21 protein-coding genes are annotated in these 24587 nt (G+C 52.9%); 11 read left to right on the top strand and 10 right to left on the bottom strand.

Going from position 1 to position 24587, the window contains the following annotated elements; translation table 11 throughout:
- Positions 1–4 precede the first annotated feature (4 nt).
- Both EI42_RS27110 and EI42_RS27105 read right to left on the bottom strand, forming a co-directional pair.
- Positions 5–1534: a HAMP domain-containing sensor histidine kinase gene (locus EI42_RS27110; protein ID WP_111325773.1), complete on the bottom strand. Its 1530-nt coding sequence runs from the start codon at positions 1532–1534 to the stop codon at positions 5–7.
- Positions 1535–1627: 93 nt separating this feature from the next.
- A complete protein-coding gene (locus EI42_RS27105) occupies positions 1628–2701 on the bottom strand; it encodes a bifunctional lysylphosphatidylglycerol flippase/synthetase MprF (protein WP_170142944.1) in 1074 nt (357 codons plus the stop codon).
- A 403-nt stretch (positions 2702–3104) separates the two neighbouring features.
- Here EI42_RS27105 and EI42_RS27100 point away from each other — a divergent pair, with 403 nt between their 5' ends.
- Both EI42_RS27100 and EI42_RS27095 read left to right on the top strand, forming a co-directional pair.
- Positions 3105–4598: an alpha/beta hydrolase gene (locus EI42_RS27100; protein ID WP_170142943.1), complete on the top strand. Its 1494-nt coding sequence runs from the start codon at positions 3105–3107 to the stop codon at positions 4596–4598.
- Between the two features lie 115 nt (positions 4599–4713).
- On the top strand, positions 4714–5184 hold the full coding sequence (locus EI42_RS27095; RefSeq protein WP_111325770.1) for a methyltransferase family protein: 471 nt from the start codon (positions 4714–4716) through the stop codon (positions 5182–5184).
- Positions 5185–5225: 41 nt separating this feature from the next.
- On the opposite strand, the gene EI42_RS33515 is transcribed toward EI42_RS27095, so the two are convergent.
- On the bottom strand, positions 5226–5363 hold the full coding sequence (locus EI42_RS33515) for a hypothetical protein (protein WP_211326368.1): 138 nt from the start codon (positions 5361–5363) through the stop codon (positions 5226–5228).
- A 464-nt stretch (positions 5364–5827) separates the two neighbouring features.
- On the opposite strand from EI42_RS33515, the gene EI42_RS27090 reads away from it, so the two are divergent.
- The 3 genes from EI42_RS27090 to EI42_RS27080 all read left to right on the top strand — a co-directional run bounded on the left by EI42_RS27090 (position 5828) and on the right by EI42_RS27080 (position 8926).
- On the top strand, positions 5828–6574 hold the full coding sequence (locus EI42_RS27090; protein WP_111325769.1) for an endonuclease III domain-containing protein: 747 nt from the start codon (positions 5828–5830) through the stop codon (positions 6572–6574).
- Positions 6575–6801: 227 nt separating this feature from the next.
- Complete coding sequence (locus tag EI42_RS27085) at positions 6802–8061, top strand: Gfo/Idh/MocA family protein (protein ID WP_111325768.1); 1260 nt, start codon at positions 6802–6804, stop codon at positions 8059–8061.
- A gap of 331 nt (positions 8062–8392) precedes the next feature.
- Positions 8393–8926, top strand: a complete 534-nt coding sequence (locus tag EI42_RS27080; RefSeq protein ID WP_111325767.1) for a DUF4190 domain-containing protein — start codon at positions 8393–8395, stop codon at positions 8924–8926.
- A 71-nt stretch (positions 8927–8997) separates the two neighbouring features.
- Here the strand turns inward: EI42_RS27080 and xylB are convergent, their stop codons facing one another.
- From xylB to EI42_RS27055, 4 genes are all read right to left on the bottom strand, one after another.
- The gene (xylB, locus tag EI42_RS27075) at positions 8998–10530 is read right to left on the bottom strand and encodes a xylulokinase (RefSeq protein ID WP_246046362.1); all 1533 of its coding nucleotides are present in this window, start codon (positions 10528–10530) and stop codon (positions 8998–9000) included.
- A 159-nt stretch (positions 10531–10689) separates the two neighbouring features.
- Positions 10690–11529: a hypothetical protein gene (locus EI42_RS27070; RefSeq protein ID WP_111325765.1), complete on the bottom strand. Its 840-nt coding sequence runs from the start codon at positions 11527–11529 to the stop codon at positions 10690–10692.
- Between the two features lie 399 nt (positions 11530–11928).
- The gene (locus EI42_RS27060; RefSeq protein ID WP_111325763.1) at positions 11929–12321 is read right to left on the bottom strand and encodes an Hsp20/alpha crystallin family protein; all 393 of its coding nucleotides are present in this window, start codon (positions 12319–12321) and stop codon (positions 11929–11931) included.
- A 46-nt stretch (positions 12322–12367) separates the two neighbouring features.
- Positions 12368–12853, bottom strand: a complete 486-nt coding sequence (locus tag EI42_RS27055) for a hypothetical protein (RefSeq protein WP_111325762.1) — start codon at positions 12851–12853, stop codon at positions 12368–12370.
- Between the two features lie 252 nt (positions 12854–13105).
- Between EI42_RS27055 and EI42_RS27050 the strand changes: the two genes are divergently transcribed.
- From EI42_RS27050 to EI42_RS27025, 6 genes are all read left to right on the top strand, one after another.
- Complete coding sequence (locus EI42_RS27050; RefSeq protein ID WP_111325761.1) at positions 13106–14401, top strand: SWIM zinc finger family protein; 1296 nt, start codon at positions 13106–13108, stop codon at positions 14399–14401.
- A complete protein-coding gene (locus EI42_RS27045) occupies positions 14398–15888 on the top strand; it encodes a DUF5691 domain-containing protein (RefSeq protein WP_111325760.1) in 1491 nt (496 codons plus the stop codon). The genes EI42_RS27050 and EI42_RS27045 overlap by 4 nt, the downstream gene beginning before the upstream one ends.
- Positions 15889–15890: 2 nt before the next feature.
- Complete coding sequence (locus EI42_RS27040; protein WP_111325759.1) at positions 15891–17021, top strand: ATP-binding protein; 1131 nt, start codon at positions 15891–15893, stop codon at positions 17019–17021.
- Positions 17021–19312 (top strand): DUF5682 family protein, encoded by a 2292-nt coding sequence (locus EI42_RS27035; RefSeq protein WP_111325808.1) that lies wholly within the window; start codon positions 17021–17023, stop codon positions 19310–19312. The genes EI42_RS27040 and EI42_RS27035 overlap by 1 nt, the downstream gene beginning before the upstream one ends.
- Complete coding sequence (locus tag EI42_RS27030) at positions 19302–20546, top strand: VWA domain-containing protein (protein ID WP_111325758.1); 1245 nt, start codon at positions 19302–19304, stop codon at positions 20544–20546. Before EI42_RS27035 ends, EI42_RS27030 begins: the two co-directional genes overlap by 11 nt.
- A 130-nt stretch (positions 20547–20676) precedes the next feature.
- On the top strand, positions 20677–21570 hold the full coding sequence (locus EI42_RS27025) for a 5'-3' exonuclease (RefSeq protein WP_111325757.1): 894 nt from the start codon (positions 20677–20679) through the stop codon (positions 21568–21570).
- Positions 21571–21750: 180 nt separating this feature from the next.
- Here EI42_RS27025 and EI42_RS27020 read toward each other — a convergent pair whose 3' ends face one another.
- From EI42_RS27020 to EI42_RS27010, 3 genes are all read right to left on the bottom strand, one after another.
- The gene (locus EI42_RS27020) at positions 21751–22950 is read right to left on the bottom strand and encodes a hybrid sensor histidine kinase/response regulator (RefSeq protein WP_111325807.1); all 1200 of its coding nucleotides are present in this window, start codon (positions 22948–22950) and stop codon (positions 21751–21753) included.
- Between the two features lie 3 nt (positions 22951–22953).
- Positions 22954–24111 carry a sensor histidine kinase gene (locus EI42_RS27015; protein WP_111325756.1) on the bottom strand — a complete coding sequence of 386 codons (1158 nt, stop codon included), beginning with the start codon at positions 24109–24111 and terminating at the stop codon, positions 22954–22956.
- A partial coding sequence (locus tag EI42_RS27010) for a PAS domain-containing protein (protein WP_146505434.1) occupies positions 24102–24587 on the bottom strand: 486 nt, incomplete at its 5' end. The genes EI42_RS27015 and EI42_RS27010, both read right to left, overlap by 10 nt.

Raw genomic sequence — 24587 nt, 5'->3', positions numbered from 1 at the left:
AGCACTACAGGCTTCCCGGGATAAGCGAACTTTTCACCAGCTTAACTGCCACCCTGATCGTCGTTCCCTTTCCCGGGCTACTTTTTAGCACAAAATGCCCGCCAATCGCCTCGACACGCTCCTGCATTGAGTACAAACCAATTCCGCGCTTAGGTAAATCTTTCACATGGAAGCCCTTGCCATTATCACTGATCTCCATAATCGCTTCATCCTGCTCACAGAACAGTCGAATCAGCACACGCGTTGCCTTGCTATGTCTCCATACATTGGCAAGCGCTTCCTGTGCAATACGGAAGAATGTTTCCTCAGCGAGCAGGGGCAGCGCAATCTCATCCTCAAACGAGAGCTCCACGCGGATCTTATGCTGACCGGCCCAACGCTCACTGTACTCGCGCAAGGCATCAACCAGTTTCTTTTCTGCCAGAGGAACCGGACGAAGCTGATAGATCAGTGTCTCGAGTTCCTGTTGTGACTGATTCACCAGCCTATCCACATCGTTGAGCCGCTCTTTTGTCTGCGCAACGTCACTCTCAATCAAGGTTTGAGCACTGGCAATCTGCATTGAAATGGCGAACAGTTGCTGTTTGATGCTATCATGCAGATCGCGCGCCAGACGGTTACGCTCCTCAAGCGTGGCGATCCGCTGTCGGGTGTGAAGCAGCTCATCGAGCTGCCGGGCCATTGAATTCAACTGCAAAGAGAGCTGACCTATCTCGTCATTGGCCTTATCCTTGATGAAATGCGAAAAATCTCCCCGACTCCATCGGGCCGAGATCCCCTGCATCTTCTGAAACCGGGAGGTAAACCAGCGCGACACAAAGAAACCAACCACACAACCACCCAGAACCGCCATAATCGTGGCGAGAATCAGACTGGGCCCAATCAGCGGTATCATGGTATAAAGCACCTTCCCCAGGGATGGGATTGCCTGTTGTGTTAAGAGCACAGCAACTACCTTGTGATATTTGTTCAGAACCGGCGTTGCCGCAAGAATAACCTCATCAGATCCCTCCACGGTTACATAATTGGCCAGAGTATGCCCATTTAATGCCGTTAAGAAGATTGCCATTCCACCCGAAGGAAGATAATGTTGAATAGAGCTTCCTTGCTGTACACCTAACTTGCCTTCAACATCACTGGTCGCCAGCACACGGCCTCCGGGATCAATCAGCGCGGTAACACCTGGCTCGACGACCAGTGACACGCTGACATCGGTGCCGGGATTAATATAAGGACGTTGATAACTCTTGTTGATATTTGCCAGTGTTTCGTTCAAATTAATATGGCGTTGCGGGTAGACAAATGCGCCCGGAGGATACCCCTTCATCACCTCTGCACTCTTTTTAAGATCATTCTCCAATAATTGCGGATACCGATTAATCAGTAGTCCGCCAATAATGAGGATACCGAGCACCTCAAAGATCAGCAGGGTTATCGTTGTAGTCAACGCATATGAGAGCGTCAATTTCCATTGCAGACGCCCAAGAAGGGCTGCAAAATGGCGGGTCAACTGTTGCATCCTGGTATGTATCATACAGCACTTCTTTAATTAAGGAAAAGCAAAGGGCACTCAAATCGCCTGTACCAGTTTTCCTTTCAGTATAGCATAAAGAATGCTATATGAAATCTATTCATCCCGCTCATGAATTTTCTGCAAGGCATAGCCAATATAGGGAAGTTGTCGCCGATGCGGGAACACCAGATAGCGGCTCTCCCAGATAGGGTGGAACTTCTTCTTAAAAGAGACAAGGGAACGAGCATGCCCCAGATTTCCATAGCGCGTCACCAAAGCATCAATCCAGCGCTCAAGCCGGGTCTTCTCCTCACCACTCATATTGCACAGAGGTGCTAAACCCAGGCTCATCATCTTTGCCCCCCGCTCTCTGAAATGCTCGATCGCAGCCGTAATCAGGAGCTCCATCGTACCGGGGATCATATCATCAGCGCGCCGCATCAGATCCAGCCCCCACCCATTGCGTCCGTAAATGGGCACAAACGAGACGAAGCCATGCACTTTGTCCTTCTGGTCAATTGCCAGCGCAAGTACCTGCTCGGGATCATGTAAAGCAGCCTCCAGATGCCCCATGCTGAACCCCATTTCATGACCACCCTTGTGCTCAAGCCAGCACTGAGAGATACTTTTCACCTGGTCAAGGCAGTGCTCCTCAATAATGCTCCCCTGATAAAAGCGTACATACACGCCCTCTTTCTCCGCCCGTCGTCGCGAGGTGCGCACATTCGCGATTGCGCCCCCCTTCAAGGTAAATTTGTCAAGCTGCAAAACAGCATCTTCACCAATCTTCAGACAACGCATCCCGGCCCGCCGATAGAGCGGCACCAGTTCAGCCCGCGCCTGCCAGAAAGCAAGCAACCATCCACGTTCATGGCAGTATGAGTGAAAGGCATTCAACACAGCAGGAATCTCATCTAGCGGCCCGACAGGATCACCAACTACAATCGCGACTTTCGCGAAAGCTACCTTTTCAACTGCATAACTGATATATGCCAGCCCCGAAGGAGAAAAGAAACACTGCTTCTCGCGACGCAGACCAAAATACACAATAGAGTTATATCCATAAGCGCATGTTAATACATAAGCACGTCCTTTTTCGTCGAGGCTGGTTGAGCGTGTTCGCTCCGGTAAAGTCAGCACCGAGGAAGGAGCCATAAAAGAAGGAATGAGCGGTTGACTATGTTGCATCTCATACATTTTTGCATACCTCGTATCACCAACTAACATCAGAGTATCAGAATATCTATAAGGCAACTGCACCAAGCTGCAAGCCGTGATATCTCTTCAATTCACGTTCATAGGGAACGTCGTTTTCGTTCCGTACCAGAAGAGTAGCATGTGTTCTTTCTTCTGTAATGCCTCTGAAGGGGGGTTTCCGCCCCCACAGGAGTATTGCAGAGCCTTATCGTTTCAATGCCCTTCTCAAGTGGATGCGGAGCCCTCTCAGCGGTTCACAGGCACAGAACAGACCCCCTCTCAAGAGGGGTGTGATTACCTCCTGCGGGGGCATTCATTTCAGCGCAAAAAAGCGTATGCTCTGAACCACAGGATGAACTCTCTACCACAAGCTTCATTACAGGACAAAATATGTATGCGAAAACTTTTGCTCATAGTGCCACAGACACTCACATTCTTGCTGGCGCTCCTGCTAGGCTCTCTTCTGGTGACGTATCACTTTCAGGATCGTATTATCACGGCGCTATTGACTGTCGGCCTTGATCCGCAACGGTCTCTGCTGACAGCGATGCTAGCGCTCACCGCATTGAGTGGACTGCTTGCGACTATTCTCTTCAGGCGCAAAGGTGGCGCAATCCTCGGTTCAGGCCTTGTGTTTGCCCAGAGCTACCTGATTCCCTTTCTTCAGGAACAGCTTCAACCCCAACGAGACCCGGGCGGGCACCTCTTACCGCTCGATCAGCAGGCATTTATCCAGACCGCACTTATTATGAGCGCCCTTGCTCTCCTCAGCGCCTTTATTGGCTCCGCCGTCGGTCAGGTGGTCGGCGAGGTACTCCTTGATCCCTGCTACACGCTTGCCAAACGGGTCTACAACTTCGGGATTGAGCAGGCCCAAAAGCGGGACATACAATGGGCGCGAAACTGGGAGGAGCGCAGACACAAACAGATCGAGCTTCGAGCCGCACAACAGACGCATCCGGCACTCTCTCTGCTCGGGAAATGGACGGCAGCGCTCTTCCTGGTGCTCCTGATCTACCTTTCCAGCCAATCGGTTTCGCTTTTCCTTTTCGCGCCAGACGTCGGACTGCATAAACCCCCACAGACAGGGAAAGGAGGCGAGGGATCTGCCGTTGCCGGAACTGTACTTCAAGATTCGGTCATCAGTAAGTCGCTTCAAGGGCAGCGCCGCACATTTATGATCTACCTGCCGCCTTCCTACTACACAAAGGAAGGGGCTCAACTCTCCTATCCGGTCCTCTACCTGCTTCACGGAGCGCCCGGACGACAGATAGACTGGATTCAGGCAGGAAGCGCCGTCGAATCGGCTAATACGCTTATCAATCTGGGCCAGATCCATAACCTGATTATGGTCTTCCCTGATGGGAATGGCCGTCCGGGCCCTCCTAGCGAATGGGCCAACACAGCCCACAATCAGAACATGGAGGATTTTATTGTCAAAGATCTGGTCCCCTATGTTGATAGCAAATACCGTACAGAGGCTGATAGTGAGCATAGAGCAATCGGAGGCCTTTCAATGGGCGGCTATGGAGCAACCAACATCGGGGTACATCACCCTGAACTCTTCGGCACCGTTATCACGCTTGGAGGCTACTATAAGGCAGAGGGAGACATCTGGAACAAGGATCAAAAGTTAATGCAGGCAAACAGCCCGCAACTGATCCTGCCCAACAAAAAAGAGGCCTGGAATATCCGCTTCTATGTTGGTGCAGCGACCAAAGATCAGCCTTATTACACCTATGCACAGCAATTTGTGCAATTACTTAAGAAATACCACATCACCTATACCCTTGACGTGCAGAAAGGCTATCACTCCTGGTCCGTCTGGAGAACCCAGCTCTATAACGCGCTGCTCTGGTTGCACTGGCAAGATCCAGAAAAGGGCTAAACCCTGAACGAGAAAACCGTTTTTTCCTGAAGAACGTACCTTAAAGAGAAAGGCATCAACAAGGAAAACACACCTGTGAAGTGATATCTTCACAGGACATCGTGAAAGGAGCCCTATGAAAAAGGAAACACGAGAAATTCTAGCGCCGCCACCCCTCGTCTATGGTGGAGCTTTTGCCCTGGGTATGTATCTGGATTCCTGGTTGCCGCTCCGGCTTTTTCCGCGAAGTTTCCGCACCTTCGTTGGCGGCATCCTGCTCGGGGTTGGAGGCGCGGTCGGGCTACTCTCGTTAAAAGCCATGCGTCAGGCGAACACATCACCCGCACACAGTGAGCCAACAACCACCCTGGTTGTTGAGGGCCCCTATCGACTGAGCCGTAATCCTATCTACGTTGGCATGACAGCGCTCTATATCGGGCTCTCTGTCCTTCTCAACCGCATCTGGCCGCTTGCCCTCCTGCCAGTGGTCCTCAAATTCATCAATATTGGCGTCATCGATCAGGAGGAAAAAGTGCTTGAGCAGCAGTTCGGGGACGAGTATCGTCAGTACAAAGAGAGCGTTCCTCGCTGGCTGCCAACCAGGTAAGCGTGGTGCAGGCAGCCTCTCTATGGCTGCCTGCATGCTTTTCAATGCAATGGCTGACGTATGATAGCAATATCCCAGAAGCAGGACCGTTGCATATGTCCAGTGTCTATTGCGGCTTTCTCATCAACCAGTGAAGCGATATGGATCCCCAATTGAGCTGCTCCCTCAACTGATCCCACGCCTTAGCACTTCATGGGCAAGCGCTCCTTGCTTGCAGCCACGCTATGCCTCTATCAGTAAAACGACTCTCTGGATCCTGCATCTGCTGCCATACTGCGACTGCTACAGGTCGTTTCCCGAGGTATCGGATAACCCGGATAGTTCTGCAATAAGACAAGCGTTTTTGGCACAAGAGGGGAAAATCCTGCCGCTGTACACTCTATTCTCCAGGCATTTTTGTATCAGCGTTGCCGTTCATCCGGGATCTGTTCGGCGAACCAGAGGAAAGTATCCATTGCTTGCGTGAGCGGTGACACAAACCATTGCGCCAGTATCATATTATCCTTTCACTTTCTCACGTACTCAGAAATAATGATTTTTCTCACCATAGTAATGCAGTACATCTTTTTCCGTTTTCATATCGCTATCCGATGTCACTCCTCCGCACCGCCACAACGTATACCAACTAAGGAGGATCGAGAGAGTGAAGCGAAAAATACAACGCAATCCCGCCGACTACGGCTATCCCACAGACGATATTGCCGCCCTATCCCAAAAAGCTTTAGAAGTCACGCACCGCCTGACCGAGTTCTATGGTGTCGCGCCCTGGCCGACCAAAGATCCCATGAGCATGCTGGTTGATATCATTCTGTCCCACCGCACTCGTGACGAACAGACGGCAGCCGCCTATGATAACCTGCTCAAACAGTTTGGCTCCTGGGAAGCGGTCCGCGATGCACCCACCGAGCAAGTGGAGGCAGTAATCTCTAATGTCAACTGGCCCGAACAAAAAGCGCCCCGCCTGCAAGCGATTATGCGGCGCATCACCGAAGAAAAAGGCTCGCTGAATCTGGATTTCCTGCGTGATATGCCACTGGAAGCTGCATCCAACTGGCTTGGTCAACTTGAAGGGGTAGGCCCTAAAACCAATGCCTGTGTCTTGCTTTTCAGTTGCCGCAAGCCAACACTCCCCGTCGATGTACACGTGCATCGTGTCTCGATACGACTCGGGCTTATTGGAAAAAAGGTCTCAGCAGAGGCAGCTCACACCCTCTTACAGGCCCTGCTGCCTCAGGATGCCCAGGTTATCTACAACTTTCACAAAGGATTGCTACGTCATGGACAGCGTATCTGCGTCTATGAGCGTCCTCGTTGCAAGAAGTGTGTGCTCACAGATCTTTGCAACTATTATCAACAAGTTGTCCTCCCAACCAATGTATCCCCTTCCTGATCAGGGCATAAGCAAGCGGGCGTACTATTCAAAGCAAGCAGAGTTTGTTATAATAAAGGCGCTTTTATTCATACATGTGTACGTTTGCATCGACTCTTGCAGGGCAGGAGCAATGCAAAGACGTACACCCATTTTTATATTTGGCCTTATAGCTTGCTGACCACCATTGGCGCCAAGCCCCGCTATTCCAGAAAAGCCCGCAAATCTGGCGAAGAAGGAGAAATGTTTTGAAGAAGATCACTCTTGCCCTCCTCGGTGCCGGGCATCGTGGTATGTTATCTTATGCCCCCTACGTCCTGGAAAATCCGCATGAAGCAGAATTTGTGGCCGTTGCTGAGCCGGATCCCGTACGACTTGAGCAGTTTAAGCAGCAATATTCCATTCCCGATGATCGCTGTTTCACTGATTGGCATGACCTTCTTGCACAACCCCAACTGGCCGACGCAATTTTGATCTGTACACAGGATCGCATGCACTTTGAGCCAACGATAGCAGCGCTCAAGGCCGGCTATCACGTCCTGCTAGAGAAGCCGATGTCTCCTGAGCCAGCAGAGTGCATCGAGATGGAGCGATGTGCCCGCGAGCACAATCGTATCCTCTCTATCTGCCATGTCTTGCGTTACACCGACTTTTTTGCAACGATCAAAAAGTTGCTTGAAGATGGTGCTATTGGCCGCTTGATGTCTATTCAGCATAACGAGAACGTTGGCTACTGGCACTATGGGCACAGCTTTGTGCGCGGCAACTGGCGCAACTCGGATCTCTCCAGCCCGATGATCCTGCAAAAATCCTGCCATGATATGGATATCCTGCTCTGGCTGGCGGGCGCTGATTGTGTTCATATTTCCTCTTTTGGCACCCTCACGCACTTCCGCCCGGAGAACGCCCCCGAAGGAGCGCCGCAACGCTGTCTTGATAACTGTCCAGTGGCGGAAACCTGCCCCTGGTACGCGCCCAAACTCTATCTGACCGGCCAAACAGGCTGGCCTGTTTCCGTGATTACCAACGATACTAGCCGGGAAGGAGTTATCAAGGCACTGCAAGAGGGCCCCTATGGTCGCTGCGTCTACCACTGTGACAACAATGTGGTTGACCATCAGGTCGTCAATCTGGAATTTGCGAACGAGGTGACAGCCGTCTTTACCATGAGCGCCTTTACAAACGACGTTGATCGCACGCTCAAATTGATGGGAACGAAAGGTGAGCTTCGCGCCGCAATGGGCAAGAACGAGATCGAGATTACCGATTTCTCAACCGGGCACAAGCAAGTGATCAACCTGAGCAGGCCTAAAGGTCACTATGGTCACGGTGGTGGTGATGGCGGAATCATGCGAGACTTCCTTAAACTGGTGCGCAATGATGGGCAGGTCGAGGGATTGACCTCAGCCGCAACCTCGGTGCAGAGCCATCTGATGGCCTTTGCCGCCGAGCAATCCCGCCTGGAACATAGGGTTGTTCATTTACAGGAATATTATCAGCAGTTTTAAATCACAAAACGGTATGAGCAGGCCTGGCATGCTGTGGCAGGCCTGCTTTTTTCTCTTGCTCTTCCACCATATTTTTGCTTCTTTCCCCATCTTCTACCAGCTTATACCAACACATTTTCACGAAAGCAGCGCTTGAAGTGTGAGACAATTCATTGCCTCAGATCCCAAAATCAAGTATACTCACCATGTAACTGCCGGGTTGCTGTTGAGGATTACGCATATTCAATAGCAGAAGGTCAGAGTCAAGAGCCAGAAGAAGCACCCTCTCAGCGGGGAGAAAGCTGCAATCATTCTCTTTCAAGCTTTTTTTGCTATACAGAGGGGAAAAAATATGGGTAGCAACTATAATCCTTATGGGCAATATCCTGAACGCCCTTATGAGGGACAACCGTCTGTTCCTCATTCCTGGCCTCAGGAGGGACAACCGCCAGCATATCCACCAACAAACTATACTGATCCATATCAGCCACAAAATCCGCCAGCATATCAAAATCCTTATCAGCAGCCGACTCCGCCACCGCCGGGACCACAGCCAATCAATATCGTGGTGCAGAACGTACATTCGCAGGCGCAATCACAGGCCCAGGCTGCTCCTATTTACGTGGCTCCTCCCAGACAATCAAATGGCCTTGCCACAGCCGGTCTGGTATTTGGTATTATCGGGCTGGTGTTCTCCCTCTGCGCCGGGTGGGCAGGTCTACCATTCTGTGTGCTTGGCGCGATTCTATCAGGTATTGCGATGTCTTCACGTCAGAAAGGCAATGCAGTCACAGGTCTTGTCTGCTCCCTGATTGGTATTGGTTTAGCTATTCTCAATATCCTGTTCCTGGGTGCGCTCTGGGCCACAATAATAACGACATCCTAAATCAGAATATCTAAATACACGCACGAAGGAGGCTCCTTTGCAAGCTAAAGGAGCCTCCTTCGTTTTCTCACTTAGAAAGAGACAGGCTTACTGATAATTGGCTTTAACGCCGGATAGAGAGCACGATAGATTCCATACGCCTGCTCGTATACCGCGGCACGTTGCGGCTCTGTATGCTCAACCACACGCACAGTCCGCTCGCAGGCCTCTACCACAGAGGCATAGACCCCGGCCGCGACACCAGCCAACAGTGCAGCCCCAAAAGCAGGCCCCTCGGTCGCATTGGTCGTGACCAGTTCAACACCAAGCACATCGGCGATGATCTGACGCCAGAGCGGGCTTTTCGCACCGCCACCCGTTGCCCGAACCTGTTCCAGCGTCAATCCCTGTTCCTGGATAATCGAGAAGCAATCTTTCAGGCTGAATGCGACCCCTTCGAGTACCGACCGGATCAGATAGCGCCTGTCATGGCTTGCAGTCAGGCCAATCCAGCCACCGCGCGCGTAGGCGTCAAGATGGGGGGTGCGCTCACCCTGCAAATAAGGAAGAAACAGCAAGCCATCACAACCGGGCGGCACGCTCTCTGCCTCCTGGGAGAGGGTTTCATATGCATCGACGCCGGTCCAGCGTTCAAGCGCTCGCTCCGGCAAGCCAATATTGTCACGCACCCAACGAAGCGAGAGCCCTGCACCTTGAGTGACTCCCATCAGATACCAGGCCCCGGGAACCGCATGATTAAACGTATGCACCCTCGGCACGGGCCCGGAAGTATCAACCTGCGGGGTCTCGGCATGCGCAAGCACAATACCGCTTGTTCCGACCGAGACCAGAGCCAGCCCTGGAGAAACAACCCCATTGCCCACAGCTCCACAGGCATTGTCAGCACCGCCGCCAGCTACCGGGATTCCTGAGGGTAAGCCTGTGAGCGCCGCCACTTCTTCACTGATGGTCCCACAAGCTGTATCGGCAGGCACCACCTGAGGAAGCAAGGCGGGGTCCAGTTCAAGCGCCTGTAGCACCTCCTGGGACCAGACACCACGCCTGACATCCAGCAGGCAGGTCCCGGCTGCATCGGAGATCTCCATCGCGATGCGCCCGGTCAGGCGATAGCGGATGTAATCTTTCGGCAAGAGCATAGTACGTGCCCGTGCGAAGAGCTCCGGTTCATGCTCACGTACCCAGAGTAGTTTGGGAGCCGAAAAACCGGTCAGCGCAGGATTTGATGTGTACTCTATCAGTTGTTTCGCGCCGACCCGCTCCGTCATCCAGCGACACTGTGCATCGCTGCGCTGATCGGCCCAGATAATACAGGGTCGCAGTACCTGCTGCTGTTCGTCCAGCAGAACCACCCCATGCATTTGACCGGAAAGCCCTACTCCACACACCTGTAATTGTTGCCGAGCGCCCTTCACCAGACAGGCCTTGATCGCGGCTATCGTTGCCTGCCACCACTCTTCCGGTTGTTGCTCCGCCCATCCGGGAGCCGGGTGATAGAGAGGATAATCAACAAACGCGTCCGCCAGCACACGACCATCCTCTACGGCAAAAAGAGCAGCCTTCACCCCTGTTGTACCGAGGTCAATACCCAAAAGTGTCTGCATCATGTGCTCCTTCATACAAACCAAAAATAACAACTATCTGCTCTCTATTCTAACAACTTTTTCGCCACTTGACCGAAAAAAAATCATCTCCCTCCTGGATAAGGGAGATGATCCAACAATGTTCAAGTTAGCCAGGCGCGTTTCGAAGTGGCCATGCGACTGTTATGCTGTTATGGTGAAATGCACAACCTGAGCCAGCTCACCATCACTACAACTGGACGAACGGCACCAGTACAATTCTGCCGCGCCCTCACCCGGGAGCTTATACGTGATGCCAAAGTAGCCACCCGGTGCTGTGTAGGTTGATGAATCGATCTTTAAGGGATCCGCTTTAGCGTTCTGTTTCACGCCTTCAAGGTAATAGACAACGCCGATATAGGCAGTATCCCCTTGCTTGAAGTTCAGGCCAGACTTTGAAGCATTCAGGTCAAAGGTGATATACACATCGCTGTTCAGCTTAAAGGTCGATGTTGTTTTCGTTGGCTTGGCCGATTCCTCATCAATAGCGCTGGCAGTCTGTGCATTCAAAATGATCGCCGCCGCAGTTGGTGAAATGGGCTTTCCAGAGGGAGTGTCACCGTTATCACCACTATCAGATGTCGGTGAAGGCGGAAGCGTTACCGTTGGTATCTCAACTGTTGACGTTGGCGCCTGGGTTGGCTCGGTCGTCGGTGTCGGATCACTATCCGCCGTTTTTGTATCCCGCCCCTGAGAAAGCGCCCAGGCACCCAGGCCGCCACAGGCCGCGATCACAACCAGCACCGCCACAATCACGCCGATAATCAGTCCTGTATTCTTCTTTGGAGGACGCGGAGGAGGAGCATAAAAACCTCCTGGTCCCTGCGGCGTACTGCCATAGGGAGGCGGTCCCTGCTGATAAGAGGGTGGTGGTGGTGCATATGAGGAGCCACTTCCGTATTGTTGTCCGCCATTATACGGATCTTGCGCGTTATAAGCATCCCCGGATTGATTTGCCAGGACGGTCGGTTCAAGGCCTTCCATAGATGGGCTATTATTTGGATTTGCCCCCGGAGGATAATTTGTATAACCTTGAGGTGTTCCACACACAGGGCAAGTATAGGCACCACTTGGCACTGTTGCCCCGCACTTTTTACATTGCACGCTTTATCTCCTTCCATGCCCCTGTAATATCAGAGTCCTGGTTCATAGTGTGATCATATTCGTTTGTTCCCTCTAGCTTACCATGCTTCTTCAAGAAGAGACATGTCTTATGCCACTTTCTGGCAGTGATCTCTTTCACACTTTCCTTGTGCTCTCTCTTGGGGCTCTTCGTAGTGCATGTCATTGTTCGACTCAAAATAACTGCTTAACCTCAGCAGTTCAGGGGAAAAAGAAGAAAGCGGTGTTCAGAAGACCGCTTTCTTGTGATACCTTCTCACGTCAGGAAAGTTGTCCGGCATTGCCGGAGCGTTGCCCATGAGCAACGCCGACCTTCTCCATAGTAAGCCGTGCCGGGACAGTCTGCCCGCTGAGCGGAAAAGTCAGCACGAACACACCGTTCCCATAGGAAAGATTGGCGCGTTCAGCATCGACATTATCGGGTAGTGTAACTTCCCGATAGTAGCCGCCAACGCTCCATTCATCGAGCAACAGTTCCTTGATCTCCTTCAATGAGCCACGCAGCTCCCCCTGAAGGATCAGGCGATTATCGTCCGTTACCTCTGCCTGAATATCCTCGGGTTCCAGACCAGGCATCGGCACCGCAACCATCAATCTATCAGTCGATCTATAGATTTTTAAAGGCACATGTTGCACCTTGAGCTTTTCTGCCATTCGCTTTTTACCTCCTCATTTTCATGGCTGGAGCGGCTGCTTGAAGCTATGCTGTGGGGTTTCCCTCTTCGGGAGAATCGGTCGTATACTCTTTGCTGTTCGCCCAGGCAGTCCCTTCCTCTCGTCCGGGTGAGGGGACACGCGTACCGGGGAGTTTGCGTGAAGATTGTACACCACTATGAGCGGGATCATATCCTTGCTGAGCCGGGTTTTGAGACGCAGGCTGACCCACTGTATTATGAACCTCGCCATAGCCTCGCCGCTGCGTCTCTACATACCCATCCATCCGCTCGCTTTCCTCATCGTGTAGATTGGCCTCGCCCGGATGGTGCATTGAGACGGGATAGCTCCCGGTTCTGCGTCTGTACTCCTCCACCTGCTGGATTTTCTGCATTGAGTGCACAATATTCATTACCACTCTTTCCCGCGTGGTTCCTGCGGCCCTGGCGGCCTCATCGATATCGCGTAGAGTGATATTGCGTGCATTGCCATGATCATTGTTGGGATCTCCACACCCGCAACTCAAACACATAAGAACCTCCCTGTCAGCAGTAAAAACACCCTGATAGTGGCTGAACCGGTATCAGTGTACAGCACTGGAAACATATCAATTCCACGAATGCCGATAAAAAGAAGTTTCAATGGGGTTGTCAAGGGGAAACTCCATAGACAACCGCTTCCACTTTTGTTACTCTGACAAAGAAGACTTTATCAGACCACAAAAAAAAGATCTGAGTGGAGCAACTGAGTGGGTTTACAGATCACAAAAGAACAAGTTACAGCAATGGCTCCAGATTCCAGCTCTGCTAAAAACGGGCAGAAGCTGAGTACCATGAAAAACTGGCAAAATCTGGGTCAGAATGAACAGGCACTCTGGGGAGAGTGCAGAGGCAGCGCCATCTATCAGGTAAAAGTTGATGCGGCAACGCTCACTGTTACCTGTAGCTGCCCGAGCCGGAAAATTCCATGTAAGCATGGGCTCGGCCTCCTCTTTTTGGTTGCCAGCACCCCTGATGCGCTCCCGACAACTGACCCTCCTGAATGGGTTGAGGCATGGCTGACGCGTCGCGCAGAAGCGGCAAAGCGCAAAGAGGCGGCGCCCAAAAAGAGCGCAAGCGCTCCCTCTCAAAAGGCCGTTGAGAAGCGCAAAGCGCTGGTAGATAAAGGGATTGAAAGGCTTGACCTCTGGTTAAGCGATCTGGTACGCAATGGGCTGGGAGGCGCTGATACGCAACCTCAGGCCTTCTGGAAAAGCGTCGATGATATCGCGAAACAGATGGTAGATCATCAGGCCTCCGGTCTGGCAAACCGCCTGCGCCGCCTGACAGAGATTCCCGGATCCTCCCCGGACTGGCCGAAACAACTGCTTGCGCAATGTGGCAAGCTTGCTCTGCTGAGCGAAGCATATCGAAATATTGACAGACTCCATCCTGCATTACAGGAAGATGTCCGTCAACTTATTGGCTGGACGCTTAAGGAAGATGAGGTGCTTGCCCGTGGTGAGAAAGTAGCCGACGACTGGTTCTTTCTGGGACAGATTCAAATTACGGCAGATAGAGGTGTCACCCAGCGTACCTGGATGATTGGACGACAGACAAAACGGCCTGCAATGATCTCGCAATTCTCCTTGAATGGTACGGCATTCTCGCAGGTCTATCCTACTGCATCTGTTCAACAAGCCGAGGTTGTCTACTGGCCCGGAGCGGCCCCTATGCGGGTTGTGCTCGCGTCACGAAACGGCGCCTTACAGCCACTCACGGAGCACCTGCCCGGGACGGAAAGTATTGACCATTTTCTGGGTCAGGTTGCGCAAATACTTGCCCTGCAACCCTGGCAAGATTACTTCCTGTGTGTCCTGAACACGGTAATTCCGTTCTATGAGCATGAAACAGGCCATTGGTGGATACGCGACGCCCAGAACAAGGTGTTGCCACTGGCCAAAGGGAATTACTGGAGCTTACTGGCGCTCTCAGGCGGATATCCTATCGATATCGCGTGCGAGTGGAACGGCGCTACGCTGACGCCGCTTGGCGCCCTGATCGAGAAACGCTACCACAGCATTGTAAGGGAGGGCGTATGAACAAGCTGATCACCACAGCCATTGTGGGCACCGGTCAGATACCACAGCCCGATATCACGACGGGAACGCCTGTCGATACTCTCTCCCAACAGTTGAGCGGCGATATAGAACGCAAGCTGCTTCTGACAGCAGGGGTACTGAGCAACTACCAACAGGCGGGACAGAAAGCACCCGAGAACACTGTTTCCTTTTCACCAGCTCCACCCGAGCGGCTTCCCGTCTTTGCTCCTGCGTCATCGACACTGGAAACCATTATCACGAACTCGCAGAAGGAGCATTTTAAGGGACTGCTCCTCGATGCCTGTCGGCAGCTTCAGGCGCATAAACTGATCCTGCCATTTCACCTGATGCCACAGGTACTCAATCCCGGCCTCACCCATCAAAACAGGATACAGTTACGCTACCATCTGGCGGCAGTGCTCGGCGAAAGGGGCCGCTGGCTGAGCCAGTTTTACCCGGAATGGTCATGGGTGGCCACCTATCAGGCCCTGCACGAACAGGATCTGACAACATTGCACACGCTCTGGCAAGAAGAGGGACAGTCATTCCGCCACGAAGTACTGCGCCGTGTCCGCGCAATCGAGCCCGATACAGCACGTGAATGGCTCCAGACCTCCTGGAACGAGGAAAAAGCCGAGGCTCGGGCGCTCTTCGTCAGCGTACTGAGCGATCAGCTTTCCGAAAAAGATCTGCCATTTCTAGAAAAGGCCTTCTCGGATCGTAGCGCACGTGTATGCGGCGAGATCGCGAAGCTGCTGGTACGCATGCCGAAAACGGCCTTTGCTCGGAAAGTTTATGAGCAGGCTCCCGAGTTTCTCACCATAGCCAACGGTACCTGTAAGCTCCATACGCTCAGCGATATTGGTGAGCCCTGGCTTACGCCGACAAAGAATCAACCAACCAATGCAACTGTCCAACTGCTGGCACTGGTCCCGCCGCGCATCTGGGAAGAACGAACCGGCCTCACGCCAGAGGACATCATCAACAGCGCTGAAGGCACACGGACCATGTTGATCGAGATCCTGGCTGCGGCGACCATCCTGCATCGAGATGTGCGCTGGGCCCGGGCGCTACTGGACCGCTTCTACCGAGAAGATGACATGGATATGCTTCGCATGAGTTCAGAGGTCGTTGTGGAACTATGCGAGCTCATTCCAGCGGAAGAAGCTGAAGCGTATATGGAACGTGTTCTGACAGCACGAGGCTTCTGGCTATATGTTCTGCCCACGTTGCCACAGCCCTGGAGCGAGAACCTGAGCGCACGCATTCTGGACACAGTGCGCTCTCAGAGCACTCAAAACAGATTCTGGCATGAACAGCTTGACCTGTTTGCAGCAGGCATAGCCCCTTCGTACCTCGCACAAGCAATAGAGACACTGCAACAGGCAAAAGAGCAGGTCAAAGAAGGCTATTATATTGAAAGCGCGCTGGAAAAAACTATAGAAGCTATTCAGATACGAAAAAATTTGATAGAGGAGTTACCGTAAACATGAGCACAGTCAATGGTCATAATCAGAAAGCCGAAGTTGCCAAAAAAGCCGCTGAAACCGTCTTACGTCAGCATGCCGAACAGCAATTCGCTGAAGAACTGGAAGAACTGGCAAAGATCGATACCCGCAAGCGTCCACCTAACTGGAAGCTGTCGCCCTGGGCTGTTCGTACATACCTGATGGGCGCAACGCTGCCGAACGGCTTTGAGATCACCCCGAAATATATCGGCAATCCCCGCCTGATGGAGATCGCCATTGCAACTCTGGCAACCGACCGTGCGCTGCTCCTCTATGGAGTGCCAGGTACGGCCAAATCCTGGGTCAGCGAACATCTGGCAGCAGCCATCACCGGTAACTCCACCCTGCTCATTCAGGGTACCGCCGGCACCGATGAAACTGCGATCCGCTATGGCTGGAACTATGCCCGCCTGCTTGTCGAAGGTCCCTCCCCGGATGCGCTGGTTGTCAGCCCGATGATGCAAGCCATGCGTGAAGGCAAAATCGCACGTATTGAGGAATTGACCCGTATTCCCAGCGAGGTACAGGATACCCTGATCACGATTCTCTCAGAAAAAACCCTGCCCGTACCCGAACTGAATATGGAAGTTCAGGCCAATAAAGGCTTCAACGTGATCGCGACTGCCAATAATCGCGACAAAGGCGTCAATGAGCTGTCCAGCGCCCTGATGCGCCGTTTCAATACCGTTGTGCTGCCAACACCTGATAGCATGGAAGCCGAGGTCGAGATCGTCGAGCGACGCGTTGCCAGCCTGGGGAAAGCGCTTGAACTACCTGCTGAGAAGCCCGCGCTCGAAGAGATCCGCCGTGTCGTTACCATCTTCCGCGAGCTGCGCGAGGGCCGCACCCTGGATAGCAAGACAAAAGTTAAAGTCCCGAGCGGCACCCTTTCCACTGCGGAAGCCATCTCTGTCATCAACAACGGCCTGGCAATGGCCGGGTACTATGGCGATGGCGTTCTACGCGCCGACGACCTTGCCGCCGGTCTGACGGGCGCGATCGTGAAAGATCCCGTTCAGGATCGCGTTGTCTGGCTGGAATACCTGCAAACCGTTGTGAAAGAGCGTGAAGGCTGGAAAGATCTCTATCGAGCTTGCCGCGAGGTGTTGTAGTGAGTATTCATGTCTTCGGTATCCGTCACCACGGTCCGGGGTGTGCGCGTGCTCTGCGCGCCGCCCTGGATGAACTGAAACCGGATATTCTGCTGATCGAAGGGCCACCCGACGCCGAACATGTGCTGCCATTACTGACAAAGGAGGAGATGAAACCACCGGTTGCGTTGCTCGTCTATGCTGCGGACAAGCCCAATCAGGCCGTTTTCTTCCCGTTCACTCATTTCTCGCCTGAGTGGCAGGCGCTCACCTACGGCATGCAACATAATGTTCCAGCACGCTTTATGGATCTGCCCCATGCTATCCATTTTGCGCGTCAGCGAGAAACAGATGAAGAGAACCATAGCGAGACCCCTATTGAGGCCGAGGACGAGCATAAGTCCACCCAATCTGTAGCGGTGCCGCAAGAGGCTGAGCAGCTTCTTCAAGATGATCCACTTGCCATGCTCTCCTATGCCGCAGGCTATGAGGATCATGAGGGCTGGTGGGAGCAACAGATTGAACAGCGCCTTGATACAACCGGTCTCTTCGAGGGCATTCTAGAGGCTATGACAGAACTCCGTTCGGGACGGCCCCCCAAGAACGAAGAGGAAGCGCTGCGCGAGGCCTATATGCGTCAGACGATCAAAGCAGCCAGTAAAGAGGGCTTCCAGCGCATTGCAGTTGTCTGCGGCGCATGGCATGCACCGGTATTGGTTGATCCTGAGGCACACAAGGGAGATACCTCCCTGCTTAAAGGTCTGAAAAAGGTAAAAGTCGAGGCAACCTGGATCCCCTGGACCAATTCGCGTCTCTCATATCGCAGCGGCTACGGCGCAGGCATCTACTCGCCTGGCTGGTATGAGCACCTCTGGGCCTTTCCCGGCAACGCAACGCCACACTGGATGGCACGTGCCGCCCATTTGCTGCGTGAACAGGGAATGGACGCCTCATCTGCAAGCGTGATCGAGGCCGTACGTCTGGCCGAGTCTCTGGCCGCCTTGCGCGACATGCCTCAGCCCGGATTGGCAGATGCACACGAGGCCATCCTGACAGTTCTCTGTCATGGTGAACAAGCGCCAATGAACCTGATTCGCGAAAAGATGGAGATCGGAGAGCGCATGGGAACAGTGCCATCCGATGCGCCAGTTGTCCCCTTACAGCGCGATCTTGAAATGCACCAGCGACGCTTGCGCCTCAAGCCTTCAACCGAGATTGTCACACTTGATCTGGACCTGCGCAAAGAAACGGACCTGGGCAGAAGCCAGCTTCTCCACCGGCTGCAACTCTTGCATGTTCCCTGGGGAACTCCAGTGCACGTCTCGGGCAAAAGTGGAACCTTCCATGAATACTGGCGACTTCAATGGAAAGTTGATTTTGTCATCGCCTTGATCGAAGCGAACGTCTGGGGAAACACTATCGCCGAAGCAGCGGCGGCCTATGCCATTGATCAAGCACGGAATACAGAGTCATTACCCACGTTGACATCTCTGCTGAATGAATGTATTCTGGCAACACTTCCCAGAGCTGTTGAGCAGCTTCTGCAAGAGCTTCAGAAGCGGGCTGCGGTGACAGCCGACATTCATCATCTGATGCGTGCACTTCCCCCGCTAACAACGATTGTGCGTTATGGCGATGTGCGCAACACCCGGGCAGATTTCATCCTCCCGATCATTCAGGGGCTGTTCGAGCGCATTGTTATCGGGCTCCCGGGCGCATGTTCCTCGCTCGACAATGACGCCGCCAAGCAGATGATCGAGAGCATCAATCAGGCTCAGAGTAGCGTTGCTCTGTTAGAGATCGAGGCTCTGCAAGAAGAGTGGTATGCAACGCTCAAGCGCATTATGGAGGACGAGCAGATTCACGGTCTGGTCCGGGGACGTTGCTGCCGTATTCTGCTCGATCAGCAGATATTGCCAGAGGAAGAGCTACAGCGCCTTACCGGTCTGACATTGTCTCCGGCTGTTCCAGCTACCCAGGCAGCCTTCTGGATTGAAGGTATTCTACAGGGGAGCGGACTGGTGATGCTACATCAGGATAATCTCTGGCGTGTGCTAGACGGCTGGGTCTCTATGCTCACTACAGATACATTCACCCAGTTGCTACCCATTCTACGCCGCGCCTTCTCAGGTTTTGCGTCCCCCGAACGGCGTGCAATGGGCGAGAAAATCAAGCATCTCCATACGCAAACCACCCAGCCAACGAAGAGCGTGACAGGGCAATCCAGCGAGGCATCATTTGACGCTGCCAACGCACGCCTCGTTCTGCCTACCCTGGCACAGATATTAGGAGTCACATTCGATGACAGGTAATAGAGTAGAGCCACAGGAGCAAGAAAGATTACGCCGCTGGCGTCTGATTCTGGGTAAGGCCGCTGAACAGGGGTTAGGGATCAGAGTCAGCGGAAATGGCGCCGGAACCGACGAAGGTGAAGACGAGGGGAGCTTTACGCTCAGTGACGTAGATCAGGGTATGGATGACGTCCTTGCAGCGCTCTATGATGCAGATAAACAGTCCGGACGTCGTGGCGGCCTGGGCGCTTCGTCACCGCGCATTGCTCGCTGGCTTGGAGACATTCGCACCTACTTCCCGACCTCGACTGTACGCCTGATGCAGCAAGACGCTCTTGACCGGCTAAATCTCACAGAGATGCTGCTTCAACCAGAGATGCTGGAGCAGGTCGAACCAGACATCCATATGGTTACCACGCTGCTTACCCTGAATAAAGCAATCCCGGAAGAGACAAAAGAGACTGCCCGCATGGTGGTGCGCAAAGTGGTTGAAGACCTCGAACGCAAGCTCGCGAACCCACTGATGCAGGCAGTTCGCGGGAGCTTGAATCGTGCCACCCACACCCGGCGACCTCGTGCCAACGAGATTGACTGGGATCGCACAATCAGAGCCAACCTGAAAAACTACCTGCCAGAAAAGAAAACAATCATTGCCGAACAGCTTATCGGCTATGGACATAAGCGCTCTTCTCTGCGCGACATTGTGTTATGTGTGGACCAGAGCGGTTCTATGGGCACATCGGTCGTGTATTCTGGCGTCTTTGGCGCGGTTCTGGCAACGCTGCGAGCAGTCTCAACAAAGATGGTGGTATTTGATACCTCCGTCGTCGATCTCACCGAGGATCTTCAAGACCCGGTTGACCTGCTCTTCGGGACACAGCTTGGGGGTGGTACCGATATTAATCGTGCGCTTGGCTACTGTCAGCAGATTATTACCAAACCCAACCAAACCATCCTGGTGCTTATCACCGACCTCTACGAGGGAGGAAACGAGCGCTCAATGCTGCAACGGGCCGCCGAACTGGTTGCCAGCGGTGTGCAGGTAATCTGTCTGCTTGCGTTGAACGACACAGGTGCGCCGATCTACGATCATCGGAATGCTGCACGCCTGGCCGGCATGGGGATTCCCACCTTCGCGTGTACTCCTGATCTGTTCCCGGACCTGATGGCCGCCGCCATTATGAAGCAAGATCTAAACCTCTGGGCTTCACAAAACGATATTGTGACGGCACGTGGCGACGCGAACGATCGGTAGTCAGACCATCGTACGGCTTTCTACAGAGGGCAGATACGCTGCTCTCTGTAGAGCGCCTTCGGGATTCTCGCTTGACGCGCTTTGACTACCAGCCTACAATACAGTTCAGATATATTCCCGGAGGTTTCTCTTGACCGTTCAAGCCGATACATTATTAATTGACGGGCACAATTTGTTGTTCCGCTATTTTCAGGGTATGCCTCGCACCTTGATCTCTCCTGATGGTACCCTCTTTCATGGGGCCTACGGCGCGATCGCAGGCATTCTCAGCCATATCAAGCAGTTTCAGCCACGGAATGTGATCGTCTGCTTTGACACCCCTTATAGAACACAGAGAAGCCTCTTACTGGAAACCTACAAGGCCAATCGCCCGCAATTCGCGCCCGACGATCCAGAGAACCCGTTTACACAGCTTCCTTTTCTTCAGAAAGCCCTGCAACTGCTCAACATATATACCATTGAAATGCCGGGAGTTGAGGCTGATGACTTGATTGGGAGCTATGCACAGCTTGCTCGCACTCGCAATCAGCGCGTCATGATCATCTCAACCGATCGGGATCTGATGCAACTGGTTGACCCCACCACCCACATCTACGTACGTCGAGGAAAAAAGGAACTCTTTTATACACCGGAACTTGTCGCGGAGACTTTCGGCGTGACACCAGCGCAGTTTATCGACTTCAAGGCACTGGTTGGTGATACCTCAGATAATATTCGGGGTGTGCCGGGCATCGGTCCGAAGACAGCCGCTTCTCTGCTACAAACCTTCGGGACGCTGGAAACGCTCTATGCCAACCTTGCGCAGGTGAAGCCACGGCTTGCAGCCAAACTACGCGAACATGAAGAGCTTGTGATCCTGAATAAACAGATTGTCACCATTGATTGTCAGGTTGCTGTCGAGTCAAGCTGGATTGAGCAACCGCAGACGATAGTGCCACTTTCCGCCCGCGATATTTTTGCTCAACTCGGCTTTTTCTCACGCATGGGGCGCGACCCTGGTGATATTCCAGTGAGCGCCGATTGAACCGATAAAAAAACAAATCAGGGGTTGATTTTTTGGAGATTTTCAGGTATACTTTATTACGTATCTTCGAGTGAAACCTTTCCCCCTTACAACCAAACCCATTCCGTATTTTTATCCCCAAAACAACATGTAGCACGTTTTTTACATGCACAAGGGACAGGGCGTTCCTGTCCCCTGGATTTATGAGGGCTGTGATACCTGCGTGCTATCTTCCACAGGCGAAGCAACTTTTAGCGGCAACACGACTGAAAAGACGCTTCCCTTTCCCGGCGTACTCTGAACATCAATACGTCCACCATGTCGCTCAACAATCTGATTGGAGATATAGAGTCCGAGTCCAAGCCCGATGCTAGAACCACGCTGGACTTCAATGCCCGGGACGCGATAAAAGCGCTCAAAGATGTGCGGCAACACCTCCGGAGGAATCCCCACGCCATCATCAGAAACCGAAATGATGCATTGCTCATCCTCGACACGCACCGACAAACGAATCGGAGCGGAAGAATATTTCCGTGCATTCGACAACAGATTGATAATGACCTGCCCGAAACGATCAACATCGATAGCCATTTCAATCTTCTCTGCTGGTAAATCCACCTCAACAACCGGAGGCGGATTCGTGCCTACAATGTACTCATCCACCAGGCGACGGCAGAGCTCGTTTATATCGGTCGGCTGCTTATGGAGGACAAACATACCCATTTCGATAAACGAGATGTTCAGCAGATCATTCACCAGCAATTCCATGCGGCGAATAGAGTTCTCCATACTCACCAGACGGATAACGTCGCTTGAGCCAGCACGTTCCAGCTTACGCCGAAGGAGCTGCGTCATCCCCTTGAGGCTGGATAGAGGAGTCTTCAACTCATGCGAAGCCATACTCAGAAACTCATCCTTGGCGGCATTCGCGGCAATCAGCTCACGCGTTCGCTCCTGTACCGCCTTTTCAAGCGAGCGTGCATGCTCTTCCAGCGCTCGCTGCTGCTCCGCCACCTGACGCCGAAGCTGTCGCGTCTGGATCGCCCTGTAGAGTGCGGCAACAAAGTAATCACGGTCGATTGGCTTCTGAATAAAGTCATACGCACCGCCACGCAGGGCCTGAATAGCGAGGTTGTGATCTCCATGACCGGTGATCAGCAGGGTTGGTGTATCCGGGCGCAACTCCTGAATCTTACGCAACAGCCCGAGTCCATCCATGCCTGGCATCTTGATATCGCTGACAATCGCGTCATAGTCTTTGTTGCGTATCAACTCAAGCGCCGTGAGAGCAGCATCAGCCGTTTCAACCAGCACATCTTTCATGCGCAGATGGACGGCCTGTGGAAGCGCCTGCAATAAGGCAGTATCATCATCAACGATCAGAATATGTGCCTGTGCCACCAACTATTCTCCTACAGAGTCATCCGCCCGAAGCGGAAGCTGGACCAAAAAGAGTGCACCCGATCCGGGACGGTTCTGTACAGTAATCATCCCTCGATGCTCCTTAATAATGCCATACGTAATTGATAGTCCAAGTCCTGTACCGGTCCCAACTTCTTTGGTCGTGAAAAACGGATCAAATATCCGTTGCTCCAGCCCGGGAGGAATTCCCGATCCGGTGTCAGCCACGCTGACCTCTACCATGTCATTGACTTGTTTGCATTCAATAGTGATAAGTTTCGTTTTCGCACCTGAGAGAGCATCGCGCGCGTTTGTCAGCAAATTAATAAAAACCTGCTCTAACTGAATAGCATTACCGGTCACAACCAGATCTTCAGAGTGAAGGTGTATGCGCACTTCGATCTGGCGCAGCCGTAACTGCTCCCGCATCAGCGAAATGGAGCGCTGGACGACTTGCGGAACATTGACCGGCTCCCAACTCACTGGAGCAGCCCGGCCAAACGTGCGCAGGTGCGAGATGATCTCGGTAGCCTTCCGCACCTGTTGCATTGCGCTATGCAGTTCCTGTAAGATCCGCTCAGGCTCCGTATCAGCCATGCCAAGCTCAATCAGATCAATTGCATTCCCGACAAACAGCCCGATATTGTTCAGGGGATTATTCAACTCGTGAGCCACGCCCGTTGTCAGTTCACCCAATGTCGCCAGCTTTCCCGCCTGCACCAGTTGCTCCTGTTTCTCGCGAAGCTCCTGTTCACGCTTACGTACTGCCTCAGTCGTATCCTTCAGATCACTCATAATGTGAATCATTGCTTTACGGCTGTTTTCTAACCGCAAATTCGACTTATGTGAATCCTGCAAAATGTGAAGCAGTGCGCGACGGGAATTGTCCAGCCGCTCCGTCTGTCGTGCCAGCCGCCGCCTATCCTGTTCGTAGTCGGCAAGGATATGAATCATCGCTTTCCGCTGATCTGCCAGCTTGCTATTCATTGCTGTCAGGTCGCTCAGGATATGGATGAAGGCACGGCGGCGCTCCTCGCTTTTCTGTACACGCATTTCCAGCTGTTCCTTCTCTTCCAGCAAAGCCATGTACGCCCGGCGCAATTCCTCCAGGCTGACATGCTCGCTATCTAAAGAAGGCGGTTGTTGCGGTACTACGTCCATCGAGTATGACCCCTGTCCGCTTCACGATGAAGACCTTGTGAGCGATATTTTTCCAGTTCCTGCTTCAGGTTCTCGATCTCCTTTTCGAGAGCGATCATCTTCAGTTCGCGTCCGACAACGACCTCCTCAAACTTCTCAAGATCAAGGATCTTTTCCTGTAACTCGGATTTCGACTCCTCAAGATCATGCAACACTTTCTCATATGCTCGCATATCGCGCAGGATGCCGATTGCCCCTATCACTTTGCCGTCCGAGTCTCGCAACGCCGAGGCATTGAGCGTCGTCGGTATCACTTCCCCTGAGGCTGTTCGCGGAGTCAGACGCGCATTTCGAGTCACACCCTTCTCGATCACTTCACGCAGGGCTGCCAGAAACTCACGAGTCTCTTCCGGGCTGATAAAGCGCGAGAGCGACTGTTCCAGCACCTCATCTGGCCTGAACCCCAGCAACTCATACACCGCGTCGTTCGCCTGTTG

The sequence above is a fragment of the Thermosporothrix hazakensis genome, from assembly GCF_003253565.1.
GTDB lineage: Bacteria > Chloroflexota > Ktedonobacteria > Ktedonobacterales > Ktedonobacteraceae > Thermosporothrix > Thermosporothrix hazakensis.
The sequence above is the reverse complement of the archived record's forward strand: the minus strand, read 5'-3'. Positions and strand labels throughout refer to the sequence as shown.